The 22,075-nt window shown below is 65.1% G+C and carries 20 protein-coding genes; 19 read left to right on the plus strand and 1 reads right to left on the minus strand.

Translation table 11 applies throughout. The features are described 5' to 3' along the window. Positions 1 to 80 precede the first annotated feature (80 nt). From waaF to J5M67_RS00460, 16 genes are read left to right on the plus strand one after another with little or no spacing between them, the layout of a single operon-like run. Entirely contained in the window at positions 81 to 1,124 is a 1,044-nt protein-coding gene (waaF, locus tag J5M67_RS00385; RefSeq protein ID WP_207882189.1) for a lipopolysaccharide heptosyltransferase II, read from the plus strand. After that, on the plus strand, positions 1,121 to 2,191 hold the full coding sequence (gene waaC / locus J5M67_RS00390; RefSeq protein WP_207882191.1) for a lipopolysaccharide heptosyltransferase I: 1,071 nt from the start codon (positions 1,121 to 1,123) through the stop codon (positions 2,189 to 2,191). Before waaF ends, waaC begins: the two co-directional genes overlap by 4 nt. Next, the gene (locus J5M67_RS00395; RefSeq protein WP_207882193.1) at positions 2,188 to 3,309 is read left to right on the plus strand and encodes a glycosyltransferase family 4 protein; all 1,122 of its coding nucleotides are present in this window, start codon (positions 2,188 to 2,190) and stop codon (positions 3,307 to 3,309) included. The genes waaC and J5M67_RS00395 overlap by 4 nt, the downstream gene beginning before the upstream one ends. Next, positions 3,306 to 4,112, plus strand: a complete 807-nt coding sequence (gene rfaP / locus J5M67_RS00400) for a lipopolysaccharide core heptose(I) kinase RfaP (RefSeq protein ID WP_207882195.1) — start codon at positions 3,306 to 3,308, stop codon at positions 4,110 to 4,112. Before J5M67_RS00395 ends, rfaP begins: the two co-directional genes overlap by 4 nt. Continuing rightward, entirely contained in the window at positions 4,112 to 4,846 is a 735-nt protein-coding gene (locus tag J5M67_RS00405) for a lipopolysaccharide kinase InaA family protein (protein WP_207882197.1), read from the plus strand. Before rfaP ends, J5M67_RS00405 begins: the two co-directional genes overlap by 1 nt. Further along, entirely contained in the window at positions 4,843 to 5,598 is a 756-nt protein-coding gene (locus J5M67_RS00410; RefSeq protein ID WP_207882199.1) for a lipopolysaccharide kinase InaA family protein, read from the plus strand. Before J5M67_RS00405 ends, J5M67_RS00410 begins: the two co-directional genes overlap by 4 nt. Then, positions 5,595 to 7,082 carry a lipopolysaccharide kinase InaA family protein gene (locus J5M67_RS00415; RefSeq protein WP_207882201.1) on the plus strand — a complete coding sequence of 496 codons (1,488 nt, stop codon included), beginning with the start codon at positions 5,595 to 5,597 and terminating at the stop codon, positions 7,080 to 7,082. The genes J5M67_RS00410 and J5M67_RS00415 overlap by 4 nt, the downstream gene beginning before the upstream one ends. Positions 7,083 to 7,087: 5 nt before the next feature. After that, entirely contained in the window at positions 7,088 to 8,845 is a 1,758-nt protein-coding gene (locus J5M67_RS00420) for a carbamoyltransferase (protein ID WP_017520455.1), read from the plus strand. Continuing rightward, positions 8,829 to 9,959 carry a glycosyltransferase gene (locus tag J5M67_RS00425; protein WP_207882203.1) on the plus strand — a complete coding sequence of 377 codons (1,131 nt, stop codon included), beginning with the start codon at positions 8,829 to 8,831 and terminating at the stop codon, positions 9,957 to 9,959. Before J5M67_RS00420 ends, J5M67_RS00425 begins: the two co-directional genes overlap by 17 nt. A 33-nt stretch (positions 9,960 to 9,992) precedes the next feature. Then, the gene (locus J5M67_RS00430) at positions 9,993 to 11,591 is read left to right on the plus strand and encodes an aldolase catalytic domain-containing protein (RefSeq protein ID WP_207882205.1); all 1,599 of its coding nucleotides are present in this window, start codon (positions 9,993 to 9,995) and stop codon (positions 11,589 to 11,591) included. Between the two features lie 7 nt (positions 11,592 to 11,598). Next, complete coding sequence (locus J5M67_RS00435) at positions 11,599 to 12,342, plus strand: 3-deoxy-manno-octulosonate cytidylyltransferase (RefSeq protein ID WP_207882207.1); 744 nt, start codon at positions 11,599 to 11,601, stop codon at positions 12,340 to 12,342. Continuing rightward, a complete protein-coding gene (locus J5M67_RS00440) occupies positions 12,342 to 13,013 on the plus strand; it encodes an HAD family hydrolase (RefSeq protein ID WP_207882209.1) in 672 nt (223 codons plus the stop codon). The genes J5M67_RS00435 and J5M67_RS00440 overlap by 1 nt, the downstream gene beginning before the upstream one ends. Continuing rightward, positions 13,010 to 13,909, plus strand: a complete 900-nt coding sequence (locus tag J5M67_RS00445; RefSeq protein ID WP_243434411.1) for a lipopolysaccharide core biosynthesis protein — start codon at positions 13,010 to 13,012, stop codon at positions 13,907 to 13,909. Before J5M67_RS00440 ends, J5M67_RS00445 begins: the two co-directional genes overlap by 4 nt. Beyond that, the gene (locus J5M67_RS00450) at positions 13,906 to 14,862 is read left to right on the plus strand and encodes a glycosyltransferase (protein WP_207882211.1); all 957 of its coding nucleotides are present in this window, start codon (positions 13,906 to 13,908) and stop codon (positions 14,860 to 14,862) included. The genes J5M67_RS00445 and J5M67_RS00450 overlap by 4 nt, the downstream gene beginning before the upstream one ends. A 36-nt stretch (positions 14,863 to 14,898) precedes the next feature. Continuing rightward, positions 14,899 to 15,759: a glycosyltransferase family 2 protein gene (locus tag J5M67_RS00455; protein WP_368735914.1), complete on the plus strand. Its 861-nt coding sequence runs from the start codon at positions 14,899 to 14,901 to the stop codon at positions 15,757 to 15,759. Positions 15,760 to 15,819: 60 nt separating this feature from the next. Further along, complete coding sequence (locus J5M67_RS00460) at positions 15,820 to 16,998, plus strand: O-antigen ligase (RefSeq protein WP_243434412.1); 1,179 nt, start codon at positions 15,820 to 15,822, stop codon at positions 16,996 to 16,998. Here J5M67_RS00460 and J5M67_RS00465 read toward each other — a convergent pair. Continuing rightward, positions 16,982 to 17,632, minus strand: coding sequence for a lipopolysaccharide kinase InaA family protein (locus J5M67_RS00465; RefSeq protein ID WP_207882213.1), 651 nt, complete (start codon positions 17,630 to 17,632; stop codon positions 16,982 to 16,984). The two genes, J5M67_RS00460 and J5M67_RS00465, sit on opposite strands and share 17 nt — an antisense overlap. A 99-nt stretch (positions 17,633 to 17,731) precedes the next feature. On the opposite strand from J5M67_RS00465, the gene msbA reads away from it, so the two are divergent. The 3 genes from msbA (at position 17,732) to J5M67_RS00480 (ending at position 22,045) form a co-directional block, all read left to right on the plus strand. After that, positions 17,732 to 19,558 (plus strand): lipid A export permease/ATP-binding protein MsbA, encoded by a 1,827-nt coding sequence (msbA, locus tag J5M67_RS00470; RefSeq protein WP_207882215.1) that lies wholly within the window; start codon positions 17,732 to 17,734, stop codon positions 19,556 to 19,558. Positions 19,559 to 19,568: 10 nt separating this feature from the next. Next, the gene (locus tag J5M67_RS00475; protein ID WP_207882217.1) at positions 19,569 to 20,465 is read left to right on the plus strand and encodes a GNAT family N-acetyltransferase; all 897 of its coding nucleotides are present in this window, start codon (positions 19,569 to 19,571) and stop codon (positions 20,463 to 20,465) included. Between the two features lie 167 nt (positions 20,466 to 20,632). After that, complete coding sequence (locus J5M67_RS00480; RefSeq protein WP_207882221.1) at positions 20,633 to 22,045, plus strand: PIG-L deacetylase family protein; 1,413 nt, start codon at positions 20,633 to 20,635, stop codon at positions 22,043 to 22,045. Positions 22,046 to 22,075: the final 30 nt, after the last annotated feature.

Raw genomic sequence — 22,075 nt, forward strand, 5'->3', positions numbered from 1 at the left:
ACCGTAACGGCCTGCGCCGCGCGGCTGGATGAATGGAGTACGGGGAGGCGAGAGCCTCCCTGGTCGTTTCTGGAAAACGCATGAGAATTCTGATCGTAGGCCCCTCCTGGGTGGGCGACATGGTGATGGCGCAGACGCTGTTCCACTGCCTCAAGCAGCGCCATCCCGACTGTGTGATCGACGTGCTGGCGCCCGACTGGAGCCGGCCGATCCTCGAGCGCATGCCCGAAGTCCGCCAGGCCCTGAGCTTCCCGCTCGGCCACGGCGTGCTGGATATCGCCGCGCGCCGGCGCATCGGCAAATCCCTCAAGGGGCAATACGACCAGGCCATCCTGCTGCCGAACTCGCTCAAGTCGGCGCTGGTGCCGTACTTCGCCGGCATTCCCACGCGCACCGGCTGGAAGGGCGAGATGCGCTACGGCCTGCTCAACGACATCCGCACGCTGGATAAAGAGCGCTATCCGCTGATGATCGAGCGCTTCATGGCCCTGGCCTACGAGCCGGACGCCGAGCTGGCGCAACCTTATCCACAGCCGCGCCTGTCCATCGAGGCGCAGAGCCGCGATGCCGCCCTGGCCAAGTTCGGCCTGAGCCTGGACCGCCCGGTGCTGGCGCTGTGCCCGGGCGCCGAGTTCGGCGAGGCCAAGCGCTGGCCGGCCGAGTACTACGCCAAGGTCGCCGAGGCCAAGATCCGCGCCGGCTGGCAGGTGTGGATCTTCGGCTCGAAGAATGACCACCCCGGCGGCGAGGACATCCGCTCGCGGCTGATCCCCGGCCTGCGCGAGGAATCGGTGAACCTGGCCGGCGAGACAGCCCTAGCCGAGGCCATCGACCTGATGTCCTGCGCTGGCGCCGTGGTCACCAACGATTCCGGCCTGATGCACGTGGCCGCCGCGCTGAACCGCCCGCTGGTGGCGGTCTACGGTTCGACCTCGCCACAGTTCACCCCGCCGCTGGCCGAGCACGTGGAAATCGTCCGCCTCGGCCTGGAATGCAGCCCCTGCTTCGACCGCGTGTGCCGCTTCGGCCACTACAATTGCCTGCGCGAACTCAAGCCGGCGCCGGTGCTGGAAGCGCTGGACCGTCTGGTCGGCGATCCGGTGGATGTGGAAAGCGCTGAATGAGGGTGTTGCTGATCAAGACGTCGTCCCTGGGCGACGTCATCCATACCCTGCCGGCGCTCACCGACGCCGCCCGCGCCATTCCCGGCATCCAGTTCGACTGGGTGGTCGAGGAAGGCTTCGCCGAGATTCCCGCCTGGCACCCGGCGGTAGCCCAGGTCATTCCGGTGGCGATCCGCCGCTGGCGCAAGAACCTCTGGCAGACCCTCAAGAGCGGCGAGTGGAGCCGTTTCAAGCGGCGCCTGAAGGAGGTCGACTATGACCTCGTCATCGACGCCCAGGGCCTGCTCAAGAGTGCCTGGCTGACCCGCTACGTGCGCCGCCGCACCCCGGTTGCGGGACTGAACCGCGAGTCCGCCCGCGAGCCGGCCGCCAGCCGCTTTTACCGCCGCACCTACCCGGTTGCCTGGGGGCAGCACGCCGTCGAGCGCGTGCGCCAGTTGTTCGCCCAGGCGCTGGACTATCCGCTGCCTGGCGGTACCGGCGACTACGGCCTGGATCGCAGCCGCCTGCTGGATTCGGTGGAAACCGAGCCCTACCTGGTGTTCCTGCACGGCACTACCTGGGTTACCAAGCACTGGCCCGAGGCCTACTGGCGCGAGCTGGCCGAGCGCATGGGCGAGCGCGGCTGGTCGGTGCGCCTGCCCTGGGGCAACGATGCCGAGCGCCAGCGCGCCGAGCGCCTGGCCCAGGGCTTGGAAAATGCCTCGGTGCTCCCCAGATTAAGCCTTGCAGGCATGGCCAAGGTACTGGCCGGCGCTTCCGCCTGCGTGGCGGTCGACACCGGGCTCGGACACTTGGCGGCCGCACTGGACGTGCCGACCCTCTCGCTGTTCGGCCCGACCAATCCGGGCCTGACCGGCGCCTATGGGCGTTCCCAGGTGCACCTGGCCAGCGACTGGTCCTGCGCACCCTGTCTGCAGAAGACCTGCACCTACCAGCCGACGGCCGAAGACAAGCGCCAGTTCGACCTGCGGCATGAACAACCTCTGTGCTTCACGCGCCTGAACCCGCAGCGCGTGGCGACCCAGCTGGAGGCACTGCTGCTGGCTCCGGAGACGCTGCGATGACCCTGGCTTTCGTCCTCTACAAATACTTCCCGTTCGGTGGATTGCAGCGCGACTTCATGCGCATCGCCCTGGAGTGCCAGCAGCGCGGCCACGCCATCCGCGTCTACACGCCGATCTGGGAGGGCGAGGTGCCGCCCGGCTTCGACGTGCGCGTGGCGCCGGTCAAGTCGCTGTTCAATCATCGCCGCAACGAGAAATTCAGCGCCTGGCTGGCCGCGGACCTCGCGCGCTCGCCGGTGGACCGGGTGATCGGCTTCAACAAGATGCCGGGCCTGGATCTGTATTACGCCGCCGACGGCTGCTTCGAGGACAAGGCGCAGACCCTGCGCAATTCGTTCTACCGCCGCTGGGGCCGTTACAAGCACTTCGCCGACTACGAACGCGCGGTGTTCGCGCCGGAGTCGAAAACCGAGATCCTGATGATCTCCGAGGTGCAGCAGCCGCTGTTCATCAAGCATTACCGCACCCCCGAGGCGCGCTTCCACCTGCTGCCGCCGGGCATTGCCCAGGATCGCCGTGCGCCGGCCAACGCCGCCGAGATCCGCGCCGAGTTCCGCCGCGAGTTCAAGCTGGCCGACGATGACCTGCTGCTGGTGCAGATCGGCTCGGGTTTCAAGACCAAGGGCCTGGACCGCAGCCTGAAGGCGCTGGCCGCGCTGCCGCGCAGCTTGCGCAAGCGCACCCGGCTGATCGCCATCGGCCAGGACGACCCCAAGCCCTTCCTGCTGCAGGTCAAGGCGCTGGGGCTGTCGGACAACGTGCAGATCCTCAAGGGGCGTAGCGACATTCCGCGCTTCCTGCTCGGCGCCGACCTGCTGATCCACCCGGCCTACAACGAGAACACCGGCACCGTGCTGCTGGAGGCGGTGGTGGCGGGGCTGCCGGTGCTGGTCACCGACGTTTGCGGCTACGCCCACTACATCGACGAGGCCAAGGCCGGTCGAGTGGTGCCGTCGCCCTTCGAGCAGGACGATTTCAACGCCATGCTCAAGGACATGCTGGAGGACGATGCCGCACGCGCCGAGTGGTCGCGCAACGGTCTGGCCTTCGCCGACACCGCCGACCTCTACAGCATGCCGCAGCATGCCGCCGACCTGATCCTGCGGGAGCGCGCATGAAGCTCGAGCTGCACGAACCCTTCAAGACCCTGTGGACCGGCAAGGACCCCTTCGTCGAGGTCGAGCGCCTGCAAGGCAAGGTCTACCGCGAACTGGAAGGCCGCCGCACGCTGCGCACCGAGGTCGACGGGCGCGGCTACTTCGTCAAGATCCACCGCGGCATCGGCTGGGGCGAGATCGTCAAGAACCTCTTCAGCGTCAAGCTGCCGGTGCTCGGCGCGGGCCAGGAGCAGCGAGCCCTGGAGCGCCTGCACCGGGCGGGCGTGGCAACCATGACCTCGGTGGCCTATGGCGAGCGCGGCGGCAATCCGGCCGCTCAGCACTCCTTCATCATCACCGAGGAACTGGCGCCCACCACCGACCTTGAGGTCCTGTCGCTGGACTGGCGCCAGCAGCCGCCCGAGCCGCGCCTGAAGCGTGCGCTGATCGCCGAAGTGGCGAAGATGGTGGGCACCATGCACCGCGCCGGGGTCAACCACCGCGACTGCTATATATGCCATTTCCTGCTGCACACCGACCGCCCGGTCAGCGCCGATGACCTGCGCCTGTCGGTGATCGACCTGCACCGCGCCCAGACCCGCGCCGCCACGCCGCGCCGCTGGCGCAACAAGGACCTGGCGGCGCTGTACTTCTCCGCGCTGGACATCGGCCTGACGCGCCGCGACAAGCTGCGCTTCCTGCGTGATTACTTCGGTAAGAATCTGCGTGACATCCTGCGCGAGGAGGCTGCGCTGCTGGCGTGGATGGAGCGCAAGGCGGCCAAGCTGTACGACCGCAAGCAACGTTATGGAGACCTGCTCTGATGGCCGGCTGGGCACTTGAAGCCGACTACCAGCATCTCGCCGCCGATTTCGGCAGCCTGGATGCCGTGTTCGCCCTTGACGGCGAGCGCATCACCAAGGATGCGATGTCCGATGTCGTCCGCGTGGAGCGGGACGGCGTGCGCTACTACGTCAAACGCTACCGCAAGCCGGGCAAGGGTTTTCGCCGCTATCTGCCGCGTCCGCGGGTGAAGGCCGAGTGGCAGAACCTCAAGCAGTTCGCCAAGTGGGGCATACCGACCGCGAAAGTGGTGGCCTACGGGCTGGAGCGCGCCAACGGCGGTTTCTCCCGTGGCGCGATCATCACCCGCGAACTGGTCGGGACCGAAGACCTGCATGCCCTGGCCAAGCGCGACGATCCGCGCCTGAAGGATCGCACCTGGGTCGAGCATGTCATGCGCCAGCTGGCCAGCTACACGCGGACCATGCATGACAACCACTTCACCCACAACGACCTGAAGTGGCGCAACATCCTGGTGGACGGGGAGGGCACGGTGTACTTCATCGATTGCCCGATTGGCGATTTCTGGGTCAGCTTCATGCTGCGCTACCGCATCACCAAGGACCTGGCCACCCTCGACAAGGTCGCCAAGTACCACCTTTCCTACACGCAGCGCCTGCAGTTCTACCTGCTCTACCGGCGCCGCGAACGATTGAACGCGTCGGACAAGAAGCGTGTCCGGCAGATCGTCCATTTCTTCGAGGGACGCGAGTGAAGGATTTCATTGCTGAGGGCGATCAGGCGCTGCTCGAGCGCAACGCCCTGGCCGATTTCGATGCCCTGTGGGACCTGCAGCTGGAAGCCGTGGACGAGCCCAACACCGAGCGCGGTGGCTGGAGCAGTGTCTATCGCCTGGAGCTGGACGGCACCGCCTACTACCTCAAGCGCCAGAGCAACCACCTGACCCGCAGCGTCCGCAAGCCCATGGGCGAGCCGACCTTCAGCCGCGAGTTCCGCAATATCCAGCGCTACCACCAGCTCGGCATTCCCTCCATGCAGGCGGCCTTCTTCGGCGCGCGGCAGGTGGGCAGCGAGCGCCGGGCGATCCTGATGACCCGTGCCCTGGATGGCTGGCGCGACCTGGACAGCCTGTTGCAGGGCTGGTCGAACCTCTCCGCAGAGCGGCGCCAGGCCATCCTGCACGCCTGCGGCATGCTTGCCCGCCGCCTGCACGAGGCCGGGCAGATGCACGGCTGCTTCTATCCCAAGCACATATTCCTGCGCGAAACCGACGATGCCTTCGAGGCGACCCTGATCGACCTGGAGAAGACCCGTCCGCTGTGGTTCGGCCAGCGCGACCGCGTGCGCGACCTCGAACCGCTGCTGCGCCGTGCGCCGGACTGGAACGAAACCGACGTGCGCAACCTGCTGGCGGCCTACCTCGGTACCTCGGCCAGTGGGCGAGAGGTCGACGACTGGTACCGCCGCCTCGGCGCCCGCCGCAAGAAGAAGGAAGGCCGCACATGAGGTTATCCTCCCTGCGCGATGCCGGTCGCACGCCCGCGCTGCCGCTGCGCGTCGAGCTGGAGGATGGCGCCGGCGCCGCCGAACTGCGCCTGGACAGCCTGCTGCGCGTGTTGCCCGGCCAGCGCTATGTCGGCGCGGCCAATTGGCGCGGCCGCGCGGTGCTGGCCAAGCTGCTGGTCGGCGGCAAGGCCGCGCGGCACTTCCAGCGCGAGCGCGAAGGCGTGCGCCTGCTCGCCGAGCAGGGCCTGACCACGCCGCAGTTGCTCGCCGACGGGCTGAAGGATGGCGAGGGCGGTTGGCTGCTCTTCGAGTTCCTCGACGGTGCGCAGAGCCTCTGGGACGCCTGGCGCGCGGTGGAAGGTGAGCCGACGTTGTCCGACGGGCAGACCGCAGTCATCGCCGAGGCGTTGACCGCCATCGCGCAGATGCACGCCAAGGGCCTGTGGCAGGAAGACCTGCACCTGGACAACCTGCTGCGCCACGGCGGCAAGCTGTACCTCATCGACGGCGCCGGTATCCGTGCGGAAACGCCCGGCCAGCCGCTGTCGCGCAAGCAGGTGCTGGAAAACCTCGGGGTGTTCTTCGCCCAGCTGCCGGCCAGTCTCGATCCTCATCTTGAAGAACTGCTGATCCACTATCTGCTGGCCAACGGCGAGCACGCGCTGCCGCTGGAAGCTCTGCAGAAGGAAATCGCGAAGGTTCGACGCTGGCGCGTCGGCGACCTGATGAAGAAGATCGCCCGCGACTGCAGCCTGTTCAGCGTGTTCAAGGGGCCGTTCGGCCTGCGCGCGGTGCGCCGTGAGGAAGAGGAGGGGTTGCAGCCGCTGCTGGCCGATCCGGATTCCTACATAAATCGCGGACATGTCTACAAGACCGGCGGCGCGGCGACCGTCGCCAGGGTCGAGCTGAACGGCCGGCCTCTGGTCATCAAACGTTACAACATCAAGAACCTGCTGCACTGGTTCAAGCGCTTCTGGCGCCCCAGCCGCGCCTGGGCTTCGTGGCGCGAGGGCAATCGCCTGGACTTCCTCGGCATCGCCACGCCCAAGCCGCTGGCGGTGATCGAGCGTCGCTGGCTGTGGCTGCGCGGCCCGGCCTTCCTGATTACCGATTACCTGGCGGGTCAGGATATAATCGCCCGTTTCAAACCCTACCTGGACCAACCGGAGGGGGGCGGCCTGCCGCCGGAATCGGATCTTGTGGCCCTGGACAGACTGTTCGCGGCGCTGGTGCATGAGCGCATCAGCCATGGCGACCTGAAGGGGCACAACCTGTTCTGGCAGGAGCAGGGCGACGGTGGGCAATGGTCGTTGATCGACCTCGATGCCATGCAACGCCACTCGCGAGACGCGAGCTTCGCCCGCGCCTATGCCCGCGACCGTGCGCGCTTCCTGCGCAACTGGCCGACGGATAGCGCACTGCACCAGCTGCTCGACGAACGTTTACCGCGGGTGCCTGGCACCCGCTCAGATGAAAGAGGCTAGACCCTGTGGCATTGACCATCCTCGGCCTGTCCGGCGCCGTAAGCCATGACCCTTCCGCCGCCCTGTACATCGACGGCAAGCTGGTCGCGGCCGTCGAAGAAGAGCGCTTCGTCCGCGACAAGCACGCGAAGAACCGCATGCCCTACGAGTCGGCCAAGTTCTGCCTGGAACAGGCCGGGATCAAGCCGTCGGACGTTGACGTGGTGGCCATTCCCTTCGCCCCCATCAGCATCTTCGACAAGGCCCGCTGGCACTACGCCAAGCGCTACGCCTATGCGCCGGACCGCGCGCTGGACGCCATCCTGCTCGGCAACCGCCGCTACCACCGCTACTACAAGCGCATCCAGTGGTGCCTGCAGCAGCTGGGCTTCGACCTGAAGAAGACCAAGATCCAGCCGGTCGAGCATCACCTGGCCCACGCCTCCAGCGCCTACCACTGCTCGGGCTTCAAGGAGAAGACCGCGATCCTCGGGATCGACGGCAAGGGTGAATACGCCACCACCTTCTTCGGCTACGGCGAGAACGGCAAGATCCACAAGATCAAGGAGTTCTACGATCCGGACTCCCTGGGCGGCCTGTACGGCGCGCTGACCGAGTACCTCGGCTTCGACATGCTCGACGGCGAGTTCAAGGTCATGGGCATGGCGCCCTACGGCGACGCCAGCAAGTACGATTTCTCCCGTCTCGCCAAGTTCGAGAACGGCGAGCTGATCATCAACACCGACTACGCCAACGTCATCGGCTTCCGTCGCTACAAGGAAAAGGGCAAGGGTTACTACTTCTCGCCCAAGCTGATCGAGTGGCTCGGTCCGAAGCGTGAAGGCGACATCGCCGACGATCCCTACATCCACTACGCCGCCAGCATCCAGGCGCTGTTCGAGAAGCTGGCGCTGGAGATGATGGATTACTACCTGGGCGACATCATCCGCGAGACCGGCAAGATCGCCTTCGCCGGCGGCTGCGCGCTGAACGTCAAGCTCAACCAGAAGATCATCGCCCGTCCCGAGGTCAAGGAGCTGTACGTGCAGCCCGCGGCCAGCGACGCCGGTACCGCCGTTGGCGCCGCCGCGTACGTGTCCTGGGAACGCGGCGTGCCGGTCGAGAAGATGGAACACGTCTACCTCGGCCCGGAATACAGCAACGAAGACGTCATCGCCGCCTGCGCCCGCCACGAGGCCAAGCCGGTATGGCGCAAGATCGACAACGTGCCCGAGTTGATTGCCAAGGTGCTGGTGGACGGCAACCCGGTGGCCTGGTTCCAGGGCCGCATGGAGTTCGGTCCGCGCGCCCTCGGTGGCCGTTCGATCATCGGCTGCCCGAGCGTGCCGGGCGTGGCTGACCGCATCAACGCGCAGATCAAGTTCCGCGAGCGCTGGAGGCCCTTCTGCCCGTCGATGCTGGATACCGTCGGCCCGCAGATGTTCAAGATCGACCACCCGGCGCCGTTCATGACCTTCACCTTCGAGGTCAACGAAGAGTGGAAGACCCGCGTGCCGGAAGTCGTCCATGAAGACGGTACGTCCCGCGCCCAGGTCTTGAAGCGCGAATTCAACCCGCGCTACTACGACATGATGAAGGAGCTGGAGAAGCTCACCGGCAACGGCGTGGCGCTCAACACCTCGCTGAACCGCCGTGGCGAGCCGATGATCTGTTCGCCCACCGACGCCCTGAACATGTTCTACGGCTCGGACCTGCAATACCTGATCATGCAGGACATCCTGGTGGTCAAGGATGGCGCGGCGGCCTATGACTCGCTCGGCTGAACCGCGCGTCCTGCAGTTCTGCCACGGCTATGACGGGCCGTTCCTCGACTGCGCCCGTCAGTACGCCAGCCTGTTCGCCGGCACCGGCTACCGGGTGACCACGGTGTTCCTCACCGGTGCGCCCGACGCCGAAGTAGCCTCCGGCTGCGCCAGTGACGAAGTGCTGTTCCTCGACTACAGCTCGCGAGACATTCGCGGGCTGAAGCTCAAGGCGATCCGCGACCTGCGCGAGATCGCCCGTTCCCGCGACTTCCGCTTCTGCATCGCGCACCGCTTCAAGCCGACCTGGATCGCCATGCTCGGCACGAAATTGCCGATCATCGGCGTGCACCATGGTTTCGGCGACTTCCAGCGGCTGGGACGCAAGCTGTTCGCGCGCGTCTTCGCCGAGCGCCTGAGTCTGCTCGGCGTCTCCAACGCCGTGCGCGACGAGATCCGTACCTGCCTGCCTGCCTGGCCGCGCGAGCGTATCGAGACGTTGTACAACCGCGTCGACGTCGATGCCCTGCAAGCCGAGCAGCTCGACCGCTATCCGGCACGCCAGCACCTGGGGCTGGCGGATAACGCCTGGGTGGTCGGCAACGTCGGCCGCCTGCACCCTGACAAGGACCAGGCCACCCTGCTGCGCGGCTTTGCCCAGGCGTTGCCGCGGCTGCCGCACAACAGCCTGCTGGCGATCCTCGGCAAGGGCCGCCTGGAAGAGGATCTCAAGGACCTGGCCCGCGAACTGGGTATCGCCGAGCGCGTGCTGTTCCTCGGCCAGGTTCCCGAGGCCAAGCGCTATTTCAAGGCGTTCGACGTGTTCGCCCTGAGCTCAGACCACGAGCCGTTCGGCATGGTCCTGCTGGAGGCGATGGCCGCCGGCGTGCCGCTGATCGCGACCGCGGGCGGCGGTGCCGGTGAAGTGGTTGAAGGCGTTGGCATCCTGTTCCCGCTGCGTGATGAAAAAGCCCTGGCCGAAGGCCTCGGCCATATGGCGGCGCTCGATCGCGGCCAACGCGAGGCCTGTGCGCAGCAGATGGAGCAGCGCCTGCAGACGCGCTTCTCCGATGAGGCGGTGCGACGGGAGTTCTGGAGTCTGCCGCTGGTTAAGGCGATCGTCGGCGGTCGCTGACTCGTTTCCATATCACGCTCGAGGGACGACTACGTGAGCGACGCCAAGGCCTTTCTGCTGGATTGCACGCTGCGTGATGGCGGCTATTACAACAACTGGGATTTCGACGCCGAGCTGGTCCGTGACTACCTGCGGGCCATGGCCGCCGCTGGCATCGATTATGTCGAGCTGGGTTTGCGTGGCTTTGCGCGCCATGGCTTTCGTGGCGGCCATGCCTACAGCACCGATGCCTTCCTGAGCAGCCTGCCGCTGGTGCCCGGCGTCTGTTATGGCGTCATGGTCAATGCCAGCGAGCTGGTCCAGCACGCCGAGGGCGTGCTGGCCGCTGCCAAGCTGCTGTTTTCCGCTGCCGCCGAGTCTCCCGTCGGGCTGGTGCGCATCGCCAGTCACGCCCATGAGTTCGAGGCCGTCCTTCCCGCCTGCCAATGGCTCAAGCAGCAAGGCTACAAGGTCGGGATCAACCTGATGCAGATCGCCGAGCAGGCGGATGAAACCATCGTCCGGTTGGCGGAAGTGGCCCAGCAGTTCGGGTTGGACGTCCTGTATTTCGCCGACAGCATGGGTAGCCTGTCGCCGACCGACGTGCGCCAGATCATCGGCCTGCTCCGTCAGGGCTGGAAAGGTGCACTGGGTATCCACGCCCATGACAACCGTGCGCTGGCGCACGCCAATACGCTCGAAGCCATTGCCGCTGGCGCCACCTGGGTGGATGGCACGGTACTGGGCATGGGCCGCGGGCCGGGCAACGCGCGCATCGAATATCTGGCCATGCAGCGCGGCAACGGGAATCTCTCGCCGCTGTTGCAGCTGGTCTCGCAGCGCTTCCAGCCTATGCAGCAGCGCTATGGATGGGGGACCAATCCCTACTATTACCTGGCCGGCATGCACGGCATTCATCCGACCTACGTCCAGGAGATGCTTGCCGACTCCCGTTATGGCAATTCGGACCTGCTGGTGGCCATCCAGGCGTTGCGCGCCAGCGGCGGCAAGAAATACAACCCCGACACGCTGGAAGCGGCGCGCCACTTCTACCACGGCGCGCCCCATGGCGAATGGGCGCCGCAAGAGCTGCTCGATGGCCGAGAAGTCCTGCTGCTGGGGAGCGGTGAGGGGGTGGCGCGACATCGGGAGGCGATCGAGCAGTACATTCGCAAGTCCCGGCCGGTGGTGCTGGCGCTGAACACGCAGACGGACATTGCGCCGGAGCTGATCGACCTGCGTGCGGCCTGTCACCCCTTGCGTCTGATGGCGGACGGCGCCGAGCACCTGCGATTGCCGCAGCCTTTGATCACGCCGGCCGGGATGTTGCCAGAGGATGTACGTGCTTCCCTAGACGGCAAGACACTCCTGGACTTCGGCCTGTCGATCGAAAAGCAGGGCTTTGGTTTCCATTCGCGGCACTGTACATTGCCGACGTCTCTGGTTGCCGCCTATGCGCTCGCCGTGGCTGCCAGCGGCAAGGCCCGACGGGTACTGCTGGCGGGTTTCGACGGTTATCCGGGAGAAGACCCGCGCAATGTCGAGGTCAACGACCTGCTGGAGCTCTATCAGGCTCAATGCGCTGCGCCGGAACTGCTTGCCGTGACGCCAACCCGCTATCAGATACCCTGTTCTTCCATTTACGCACTCTGAGTCGCCCATGGCCGCTACGCCTGATTACGCCGTCATCATCCCCGCCCGCTACCAGTCCAGCCGCCTGCCCGGCAAGCCACTGGTGCAGCTGAACGGCGTGCCGATGATCGTGCGGACCTATGGACAGTGCCTGAAGGCCTGTCCCGCCGAGCGAATCCATGTGGCCACCGACGACGATCGCATTCGCGAGGTATGTGAGCAGCACGGCATCTCCGTACTGATGACATCCTCGCAATGCCTGACCGGCACCGACCGGTTGGCCGAGTGCGCTCAGCAACTGGATGCGGACATCTTCATCAACGTCCAGGGCGACGAGCCGGTCTTTAACCCCGACGATCTGCGCCGGATGATCAAGGCGTGCAGCCAGTGGCCGGGCGAAGTGCTCAATGGTTACTGCGCCATCGAGGAAGAGGAACAGTTCCGCAGCACCAGCACGCCCAAGGTCGTCCTCCGTCCGGATGGACGGCTACTGTACATGTCGCGTGCGACCATCCCGGGCACCAAGAGCAACGAATTCGTTCGCGGCTGGCGCCAGGTCTGCCTGTACGCCTTCCCCCGCGAGTCCCTGGCGGCTTTCGCGGCCTGCGACAGCAAGACACCGTTGGAAAGTCTAGAAGACATCGAAATCCTCCGGTTCCTCGAGCTGGGCTGGGAAGTGCGGATGCTCGAGCTGTCCCAGGACTCCATCGCCGTGGACAATCCCGAGGACGTCGCCGCAGCCGAAGCGGCCATCCTGGCGCGGGGGCTCTGATGCAGCGCCCGCTCGCCGACTACCGTTGTCTGGTATTTGATTGCGATGGCGTCGTTCTCGACTCCAATGCGGTGAAGACAGAGGCGTTCCGTCAGGTTGCCCTGCCGTTTGGCGAGGCCGCCGCGCAGGCGTTCGTCGACTATCACCAGGCCAATGGCGGCATTTCCCGCTATCGCAAGTTCGAGTATTTCCTGCAGCAGATACTCCAGGTGGATGACATGCAGGACCATCTGCCGGTGCTCCTTGATCAGTACGCCAGCGCCGTGCGCCAGGGACTGCTCGCATGCGCCGTCGCGCCGGGCCTGCAACAATTGCGCGAGCTGCTGCCGCAGAGCCGCTGGATGATCGTCTCCGGCGGCGATGAAGCCGAGTTGCATGACGTGTTCGCCACTAGGGGGCTGGACGTTCTCTTCGACGGTGGGATCTTTGGCAGCCCGACGCCGAAGGACAGCATCCTGGCACGCGAGCAGGCTTCAGGTAATCTTCAGGGCCCTGCGTTGTTCCTGGGGGACAGCCGCTTCGACCACCAGTGTGCCGAGGCCGCCGGGCTTGATTTCGTCTTTCTCCAGGGCTGGAGTGAGTTTCACGACGCGCCGAGCTATTTTGCCGACAAGGCGGTCGCCCAATACTCTGATATCCAGGCCCTGCTCGAGGCGGAAAGAGCACAATGAACACTGTGGCCCTGGAGATCGCCAGTACCGGAGAGCGAGGTCTGCGCCTGCCTGATGGGCGGTACCGGCCGCTGGCGTCCTGGGAGCCGTTGCGTAACAGTTGCAGTGGTCCGGTGTTTATCATCGCGTCCGGCCCTTCGGTGGCGGAGTTTCCGATGCAGCGCTACGCCGGCGTGCCGATGATTGCCATGAACGGCTCCATTGCCTGTTTCGAAACGGCCGGTCTACGTCCGCTGTTCTACCTGTGCGATGACGCAGGTGTCGCGGAAAAGAAAAGCGCGGCACTGGCCAGCGGTATTCGCCTGTCGCGCTGGTCCGCGTTGAATCTGGAGTCGATGCAGCGTCTGTACGAGGCGGAACCGCGGTCGCTGGAGGCGGAGAGCCTGCTGCTGATGGAGCGAGTCAATCGCTGGATCGGTGTGCGGCGACTTTCCGACCGTTCCTTCGCCTGGTCGGCCCGCCGCGATCCGGATTTTGTCATGCGCTGGTCGCTGCTGAGCCAGACCTCCAACCGTATCGGTTTCAGCCGCAATTACGCGCGCGGGTACTTCAATGCACGTACCATCGCGTATGCCGCAGTACAGCTTGCATATTTCCTGGGCTTCGACAAAGTCTTCCTGGTCGGGGTCGACATGAACTCATCGCTTGGCCAGTTCTACGACCCAGCAGGTGCTCAGGTCAGAAGCCGCCTGGATGATGACTTTGGTGATCACATCCTGCCGCACTTCGACATCCTGGCACGGCGGGTCATCGACTCAAGATTCCAGGTATTCAATCTTTCCCGCGACAGCCGGCTGCCTGGCGAGATGATTCCCAAGGTCAGCCTCGGGCAGGTCGATGACCTGATCGGCTCGAAATCGCAACCATTGGCTCCCGAGGTGGGCAAGTCGGTATGAAGGTTCTGTTCCTGGTCCAGAAAGAGCAACGCGCCATCCTCGATCGCCTGTACGACGGTATCGCCGAGCACTGCGATTGCGACCTGCGCTGGTTGACCAGCGACGAGCAGGCTAATTTGCGCCGTTACTTCCGTGAGCACGTGGATGTCTCGAAGTACGATCGCATCCTGTTCTTCCTGCGCTTCAAGAAGGAAATGCGCCAGGCCGCCTTCATTCGCAGCGTGCCCAATCTGGTCATCCTCGAGCACGATGCCTACCAGAACTACATCCCCTGCAAGTACACCGGGAAGTTCAGTGCGCACTATCGTCGCCTGCCCTGGGCGCGGGTGATCAGCTCGGGCTTCATGGTCAGCGAGCGGCTGCGCCAGGAAGGCTTCGATGCGGTCTTCGTGCCGAAGGGCTACGACCAGGACCTGCTCCACGATCTGGGGCGGGAACGCGATATCGAGCTGGCTTTCGTCGGCAGCACCGGCAGCGTTGCCTACAACGGCCGCAAGGCGCTGCTGGACGAGCTGGGCAGGGTGGAAAACCTGCTGGTCACCAAGACCAATTCGGGCGAGGACTACCTGAATACCCTCAACCGCATTCGCTTCTTCGTCAGCGCGGATGTCGGCATGGGGGAATACATGATCAAGAATTTCGAGGCCATGGCCTGCGGCTGCGTGCTGCTGGCCTATGACCAGGGCGAGGATGAGAACCGCGCGCTTGGCTTGCAGGACATGCACAACGTGGTGCTGTATCGCGACGTGGCGCAGTTACGCAGCAAGCTGCAACAGCTGCGGGCCGATCCGCAGCAGGTGGCTCGGATCGCCGAAGCGGGGCGGAAGCTGGCGCAGGAAGGTTTCGGATTCGGTCAGATCGGTGCGCGCATCGTCGAGGCCATGACACCACCTCTGCGCGAACGAGCGCAGCCCGGTATGTTTGAGCGTCTGCGCCTGGTACTGGGAGTCTGATCGGTGTCCAACTCCTTGCCGGCTGCCGAGATATCTGTGGAATACCCACTGATTTCAGTGCTGGTGCCTTGCTACAACCGCGAGCGTTACATCGAAGATGCGTTGCTGAGCATTCTCGAGCAGGACTACCCGAACTTCGAGTTGATCGTTGTCGATGACGGTTCGCAGGACGCCAGCATCGAGAGAATTGAGGCACTGCAGCAGCGCCATGACTTCCAGTTCTACCGCCAGGCCAACCAGGGCGTCAGCGCCGCGCTCAATACCGCGTTGAGCCATGCCCGCGGCGAGTTGGTAGCAACGCCGGACTCCGACGACATCATGATGCCGGGGCGTCTGAGTCTTCAGGCACGTTATATGAAAGAGCACCCCGAAGTTGGCTGCCTTGGCGGGCGGGTCATCTACATCGACGCCGATGGCAAGCGCCTGAAAGGCGAGCCGCGCGACGGTGTGCGCCGTTATAGCTTCGACGACCTGTTGGGAAAGGCCATTGCCATCGGCGCGACGGTGGCGATGTACCGCCGCGATGCCATCGAACGCGCTGGCGGCTATGATCCGGAGATTCGCATCCAGGACTTCCAGATGAGCCTGAAGATCGCCCACCTGGGTTATCGGGTCGAAGTCCTGCCGGATGTGGTCAGCGGCTACCGCCGTCATGAGGGCAACCTGTCGAAGACAGCCTACAAGCGCCAGCTCGATTACGACCGCATGGCGGTCGCCCCTTATCGAGATCATCCGGCTTACGCGGCCGGTATGACCTGTATCGTTAACAAGGCGCTCAAGCAGTCCGTTGTGGGCGACAAGGGGTATGCCTGGTCGCTGCTGCTCCAGTTGCCCCCCTGGCGCTGGAATCGTGTTACATGGCGGAGGATTCGCCATTTGTTGTTCAAGTTCAGGTAGGAAGATGTTTTTCTAATGAAGGATGCGATGAAACGCGCTTGGGGGGCTTGGTGCCCGCGTATGACACCGACCGGCGTAGTCCAGCGGCGAGGAAGTCGGATCGCGGAGGCAATGCTGGGGGTTGGCGTCCTGTGGAGCATTGCTGGCGTGATGCTGACGCCGACCATGAAATTCTACTCCCAGATGGTCATATTGTTCGTCTACCTGCCGTCCCTATGGCTGTGTATTACCCGTCGCCAGGAGCTCGGGCATCTGCTCCGGGCGCACAAGGAAATGTGGGTGCTTCTGGCGCTGTTCGGCTGGGCGATTCTGTCTCTGCTCTGGTCAAAGGGCGGGGGAAAGCCGCTGGGCTCACTCAAGGAAGCTGTGCTGTTCATGCTGTTCATCCTGGGCTGGGTGCTCTGGGGGCGCGCGGATGAGCGTCGACTGCGACTGGGCATGCTTTCGCTGGTCCTGGTGATCGGTTTTTACAGTGTGGCCGCCTTGATCCTGAAGCCGGTATATCTTGGCGGCCGCCTGAACGGATTCGGCGGCTTCCTGGACAACCCCAATGCCGCGGCCTATTCGATCGCCTTTGTCACTGTCATGTGCGTGCCGTTGTTACCTCGCCGTGGCTGGGGGCAAGTACCCTGGGCGATTCTGCTGGCCGCTTCGCTGGTCTACGTGGCGCTGTGCGGTAGTCGGGGGGCCCTGCTGGCCCTGATGGTCACGGCAATCTTCAGCCTGAGCCTGGTGCCCGGTCGGATCGCCAAGCTGCTACCCTTCCTGCTTCTGTTGGGGGGGGCAATTCTTATCGTGGCCGAACCGGGATTGCTGGCACGCGGTGATGCGCAGCGCTTCGGTCTGCTGCGCAATGCCTGGCCGCAGATCCAGGAGCACCTCTGGACGGGAGTTGGGCTGGGGGCTGATTATTTGGTGTCCAGTGAGCGCAGCACCTACCGCAATGGGGCGCACAACTTTCTGATACACACCGCCATTCAGTACGGCATCCCGGCGCTGCTGGCGTTCCTGTTGCTGTGGGTGATGATCGGACTTCACGCTTGGCGTTGCCGGACGCGCGCGCTCGGGCTGTCGGTCATGCTTCTCTGGGTGTATTCCAGCGTGGCCATGCAGTTTGATGTCTTCAGCCTGTGGGAGCGCACGCGCGCGATGTGGCTGATGCCCTGGGTGGTGATTCTGCTGGGACTGTGCCTGGAGCGTTGGCCGCAGGTGCGGCCGTCGGTCATGGAGCCGAACTGAGGATCTGCTTGAGCTCGGGCAGGCTCCAGCGCACCGGGCTGCGCGCGAGATAAGCTTTCGACAGGCTGTCGGTATTGCCGTCCAGCAGCCACTGGCGATCGTTGGCGTAACGCAGCATATGCGCGAAGTTGCGTTTGCGCTGCAGGCGGGACAACGCCCGGCGCTGCTTCTTCATGTCGGCGAGGTCGATCAGGCCCAGCTTGCCTTCAGGCGTCTTCACCACGTTGCCCAGGTGCAGCGAGCGGAAGTACACGCCCTGGTCGTGCAGTTCGGCGATCAGGGTGCCCAGTTGTGCTGCCAGTTGAGTATCACCCTCGCCGGCGGCAATGACCTGGCGCAGCGTATCGCCCGGCAGCGGCCGGTAGTGCACTGCGTCGCGGGCGATATCGGTGATGCGGTAGACCGCGATGATCTCGGGGCAGGGCACCGCCAGGCGCTGCAGCGTCGTGGTGTTGTCGGCGAACCGCTGCGCGTACGGGTAGAACGCCGCCGAGGAGATCAGGCGTTTGCGTCGGAAGAGTTTCAGGAAATTGCCGTCGGCAAGCCGCAGGACCTTGTCGCCGTGCTTGTCGGCTTCCAGCACCTGGGCGCCGGCGCGCAGCGATTCGTAGGCGGGGAGGGCAAGGTGTTGCATGGCAAGGTCCTGTTCGAGAGCCGGCTATAGTAGCCCAGCCGCCGGGCAAACGAGAGTGCTGTGTTATAATCTGCGCCCTTTTAAGCGTGCGATCCTTCCATGGCCGGTAACGAACCCCAGGCACCTTCGAGCCTGAAGATCTACTTCCGACTGCTCTCCTACGTGCGCCCATACGTGGGGATGTTCCTGCTCAGCATCGTCGGTTTCCTGATCTTTGCCGCTACCCAGCCCATGCTGGCGGGCATCCTCAAGTATTTCGTCGACGGCCTGGCCCATCCGGATGCCAAGCTGTTCCCCACTTCCCCCTGGGCCTGGTTGCGCGACCTGCAGCTGCTGTACGCCGTGCCGCTGCTGGTGGTGGCGATCGCGGTCTGGCAGGGCGTCGGCTCGTTCCTGGGCAACTACTTCATCGCCAAGGTCTCCCTGGGCCTGGTGCAGGACCTGCGCATCGCGCTGTTCAACAACCTGCTGACCCTGCCCAACCGCTATTTCGACAGCCACAACTCCGGGCACCTGATCTCGCGCATCACCTTCAACGTGACCATGGTCACCGGCGCCGCCACCGATGCGATCAAGGTGGTGATCCGCGAAGGCATGACCGTGGTCTTCCTGTTCCTCTCGCTGCTGTACATGAACTGGAAGCTGACCCTGGTGATGCTGGCGATCCTGCCGGTCATCGCGTTGATGGTGACCAGTGCCAGCCGCAAGTTCCGCAAGCAGAGCAAGAAGATCCAGGTGGCCATGGGCGACGTGACCCATGTGTCGTCCGAGACCATCCAGGGTTACCGCGTGGTTCGCAGTTTCGGTGGCGAGGCCTACGAGCGCCAGCGCTTCCAGAATGTGACAGACGAGAACACCAGCAAGAACCTGCGCATGAACAAGACCTCGGCGATCTACACGCCGATGCTGCAACTGGTGATCTACAGCGCCATGGCCGTGCTGCTGTACCTGGTGCTGCTGCTGCGCGGCGACGCCACCGTCGGCGATCTGGTGGCCTACATTTCCATGGCCGGCCTGCTGCCCAAGCCGATCCGCCAGCTCTCCGAGGTCAGCTCGACCATCCAGAAGGGCGTGGCCGGCGCCGAGAGCATCTTCGAGCAGCTCGACGAAGCGCCCGAGGTGGACAATGGCACCGTCGAGCGCGAGCGCGTGAGCGGTCGCCTGGAAGTGAGGAACCTCAGCTTTACCTACCCGGGCACCGAGAAGCAGGTACTCAAGGATCTGAACTTCAGCGTCGAGCCGGGCCAGATGGTGGCGCTGGTCGGCCGCTCCGGCAGCGGCAAGTCGACCCTGGCCAACCTGATTCCGCGCTTCTACGACCACAGCGACGGGCAGATCCTGCTCGATGGCGTGGACGTCGAAGACTACAAGCTGACCAACCTGCGCCGGCATATCTCGCTGGTGACCCAGCAGGTCAACCTGTTCAACGACAGCGTGCTGAACAACATCGCCTACGGAGACCTGGCCAGCAAGCCGCGTGAGGCAGTGGAGAGGGCCGCCGACGATGCCTTCGCCCGCGAGTTCATCGACCGCCTGCCCGAGGGCTTCGACACCGAGGTCGGCGAGAACGGCGTGATGCTCTCCGGCGGCCAGCGCCAGCGCCTGGCGATTGCCCGTGCGCTGCTCAAGGACGCCCCGGTGCTGATCCTCGACGAGGCCACCTCGGCGCTGGACACCGAGTCCGAGCGGCACATCCAGGCCGCCCTGGAGAAGGTTATGGAAGGCCGCACCACCCTGGTGATCGCCCACCGCCTGAGCACCATCGAGGCGGCGGACCTGATCCTGGTGATGGACCAGGGACACATCGTCGAACGTGGCAGTCACGACCAGCTGATCGCGCAGAACGGGTACTACGCTCGCCTGCACGCGCGGCAGTTCGCTGACGACCCGGTCGAGGCAGGCTCTGGCGCCGAGCAGTCAGTGTGACGTTGCTGACATGCTGAACCGACTGCGCCTTTTCCGCGAACGCGGCTGGACGCCCATCGCGGCGGCCGACTACGCCGCTGCCTGGCACACCTTCGGCGGCAGCGTCGCCACCCACCCGGATGTGGTCGAGCGCCTGGCCGCGCTGGCCGGCATCCCGGTGCGCTACCTCGGCTGGTTTGAGGGCGACGAACTGCGCGCCGCCGTACCGACCTGGGGGCACAACCTGGCGCTGTCCAAGGACGTGCTCAAGCGCGAGGGCAAGAAGGCCCTGTTCGACCTGGGCAATGCCGAGATCATCCTGCCCATCGCCGAAGGCGCGCGCATCGAGTTGCGGCACAAGGTGCGCTACCTCTCCGAGCTGAACCGCGAGCAGGTCAGCGATGCCCGCGAGCAACCCGAGCAGTTGGCGATGAACCGAGCGCCGGCGGATTTCTCGAAGAAATTCCGCTACAACCAGCGCCGCGAACAGCGCCTGCTGGAAGAGGCGGGCGGCGTGCTGCAACCCATGAGTGAGCTGAGCCCCGAGGAGCAGGCGCGTATTTATGCAGACCTGTTCCAACGCCGCTGGGAGTTCGATGTGCCGGGCAAGGCGCGGCTCGTCGAGGTATTCACCCTGATGCGCGAATTCATGCGCGGCTCCCTGGTGCGCCTGGACGGCGAGCCGGTGGCGATCCAGATTCTCTACCGGGTCGAGGCGCCGAAGTGGATCAGCGTCGAATACATCAATGGCGGCGTGGCGCCGGAAAATCGCGACTTCAGCCCCGGCAGCGTGCTCAGCTTCGTCAACACGCAGGAGGCCTGGGCCGACGCCGAGGCGGCGGGCAAACCATTGCGCTATTCCTTCGGTCGCGCCGACCGCGAATACAAGGATCGCTGGTGCCACCGCGTGCCGGTGTTCCAGGTCTGACTTCAGGCTCTTCGTAGGAGCGAGCCTGCTCGCGAACCAATCCCGCTGCGGAGGTTGTTCGCGAGCAAGGGCTAGGCGCCCCCCTCGCTCCTACAGTTCGTGCACGGTGCCCTGGCCCGTGTGTAGGAGCGGACTCCGTCCGCAATTGGCTCTAACGGAGATCGACCATGAGCGCCCGCAAGCAGCAACTGCTCAAACAGCACCGCCGCAAGAAGCGTGTGGTCCTGCTCATTGCCCTGCTGGCGCTGATCCTGCTCGGCGTCTTCGCGCCCTGGTGGAGCGTGCCGCTGGCGGTGATCCTCGGCTGGGTCGCCCACGAAGCCTGGTTCGCCGACCACCTGTTCTATTCGCCGCGCGACGACTACCGCTACGACTTCCCGCAAGGCTCCGTGGCCTTGCCGGTATCCCTTGGTCCGCATGGTCTGCATATCGCCGATGGCGCATTGCCGGTGGACGCGGAGACCCTGGTGCTGGAGGTCGAGGTCAAGGCGTCGCTGCTTGGCCGCTGGCTCGACCCCCAGGTGCTCATCGAGGGCGCTGAACATGACCGCCAGGACTTCGAGCGCGGCGTGAGCGGTAAGCGCTATATCAACCTGTCCGGCCAGGGCGACGCCCTGCGCGCCGGCCATCTGCGCGTCCATGGCCGCCATTGCCGCCTAGGGCAACAGGGCGTCCTGCACGCCTTCCACAACCCCGATTACGCCCGCCAGCGCTTGCTGATCATCGCACCCCACGCGGATGACGCCGAACTGGCCGCCTTCGGCCAGTACAGCCGTTGCCAGGATGTCTGGATCGTCACCCTGACCCAGGGCGAAATCGAGGCCGAGCACTACCAGCGCCTGGGCCTGGACAAGGCCGCCGCCGCCCGCCTGAAGGGCCGCCTGCGCACCTGGGACAGCATCGCCGCGCCGCTCTGGGGCGGAATCCCGGCCGAGCGCTGCGTGCAACTGGGCTACTACTGCCTGCAACTGCCGGCGATGGCCGCCGAGCCGAGCCAGGCCTTCGGCTCGCGCGAGTCCGGCGAAAGCGATGTGCGCAGCGCGCGCGGCTTCAATTCGCTACCGTTGCCGGCCGACCGTGACGGCGCGCCGACCTGGCTGAACCTGGTGGCCGACCTGACCACGCTGATCGAATACGTCCGCCCTGAGGTCATCCTCACCGCCCACCCGGAACTGGACCCCCACGCCGACCACGTCCACGCCACCTGTGCGACGCTGGAGGCCATCGGGCGCAGCAGCTGGAAGCCGCAGACCCTGCTGCTCTATGCCAACCACCTGCACGACAACGACCGCTGGCCCATGGGCCCGGCCGACGGCGGCATCGCCCTGCCGCCTTGTATCGAGGCATTGCCGGCCGACCCGCTGTGGAGCCCGGCGCTGGATGCCGCGACCCGCATCGACAAGGCTCAGGCCCTGGCCCTGCAGCACGACCTGCAGACCCCGCTCACCGGCAAGAAACGCCTGCGCCGGCTGATCCAGCGCCTGCTCGCCGGGCGCCAGTGGCCGGCCACCGGCGACGACGAGTTCTTCCGCAAGGCGGTGCGCCGCCACGAGCTGTTCTGGGTGCGCAAAGTCGACTGACCGGCCGGTGCCCGGCGCAAGTCGCAGCGG

The sequence above is a fragment of the Pseudomonas sp. 30_B genome (assembly GCF_017491605.1).
In the GTDB taxonomy this organism is placed as follows: Bacteria; Pseudomonadota; Gammaproteobacteria; order Pseudomonadales; family Pseudomonadaceae; genus Pseudomonas.

What these genes read in the sequence shown, in the direction of transcription:
- J5M67_RS00465 (WP_207882213.1), bottom strand. Translation starts at nt 17,632, where the DNA reads ATGCAACACCTTGCCCTCCCCGCCTACGAATCGCTGCGCGCCGGCGCC.
- J5M67_RS00450 (WP_207882211.1), top strand. Translation starts at nt 13,906, where the DNA reads ATGAAGGTTCTGTTCCTGGTCCAGAAAGAGCAACGCGCCATCCTCGAT.
- J5M67_RS00405 (WP_207882197.1), top strand. Translation starts at nt 4,112, where the DNA reads ATGGCCGGCTGGGCACTTGAAGCCGACTACCAGCATCTCGCCGCCGAT.
- J5M67_RS00475 (WP_207882217.1), top strand. Translation starts at nt 19,569, where the DNA reads ATGCTGAACCGACTGCGCCTTTTCCGCGAACGCGGCTGGACGCCCATC.
- J5M67_RS00460 (WP_243434412.1), top strand. Translation starts at nt 15,820, where the DNA reads ATGACACCGACCGGCGTAGTCCAGCGGCGAGGAAGTCGGATCGCGGAG.
- rfaP (WP_207882195.1), top strand. Translation starts at nt 3,306, where the DNA reads ATGAAGCTCGAGCTGCACGAACCCTTCAAGACCCTGTGGACCGGCAAG.
- J5M67_RS00480 (WP_207882221.1), top strand. Translation starts at nt 20,633, where the DNA reads ATGAGCGCCCGCAAGCAGCAACTGCTCAAACAGCACCGCCGCAAGAAG.
- J5M67_RS00435 (WP_207882207.1), top strand. Translation starts at nt 11,599, where the DNA reads ATGGCCGCTACGCCTGATTACGCCGTCATCATCCCCGCCCGCTACCAG.
- J5M67_RS00395 (WP_207882193.1), top strand. Translation starts at nt 2,188, where the DNA reads ATGACCCTGGCTTTCGTCCTCTACAAATACTTCCCGTTCGGTGGATTG.
- waaC (WP_207882191.1), top strand. Translation starts at nt 1,121, where the DNA reads ATGAGGGTGTTGCTGATCAAGACGTCGTCCCTGGGCGACGTCATCCAT.
- msbA (WP_207882215.1), top strand. Translation starts at nt 17,732, where the DNA reads ATGGCCGGTAACGAACCCCAGGCACCTTCGAGCCTGAAGATCTACTTC.
- J5M67_RS00415 (WP_207882201.1), top strand. Translation starts at nt 5,595, where the DNA reads ATGAGGTTATCCTCCCTGCGCGATGCCGGTCGCACGCCCGCGCTGCCG.
- J5M67_RS00440 (WP_207882209.1), top strand. Translation starts at nt 12,342, where the DNA reads ATGCAGCGCCCGCTCGCCGACTACCGTTGTCTGGTATTTGATTGCGAT.
- waaF (WP_207882189.1), top strand. Translation starts at nt 81, where the DNA reads ATGAGAATTCTGATCGTAGGCCCCTCCTGGGTGGGCGACATGGTGATG.
- J5M67_RS00445 (WP_243434411.1), top strand. Translation starts at nt 13,010, where the DNA reads ATGAACACTGTGGCCCTGGAGATCGCCAGTACCGGAGAGCGAGGTCTG.
- J5M67_RS00425 (WP_207882203.1), top strand. Translation starts at nt 8,829, where the DNA reads ATGACTCGCTCGGCTGAACCGCGCGTCCTGCAGTTCTGCCACGGCTAT.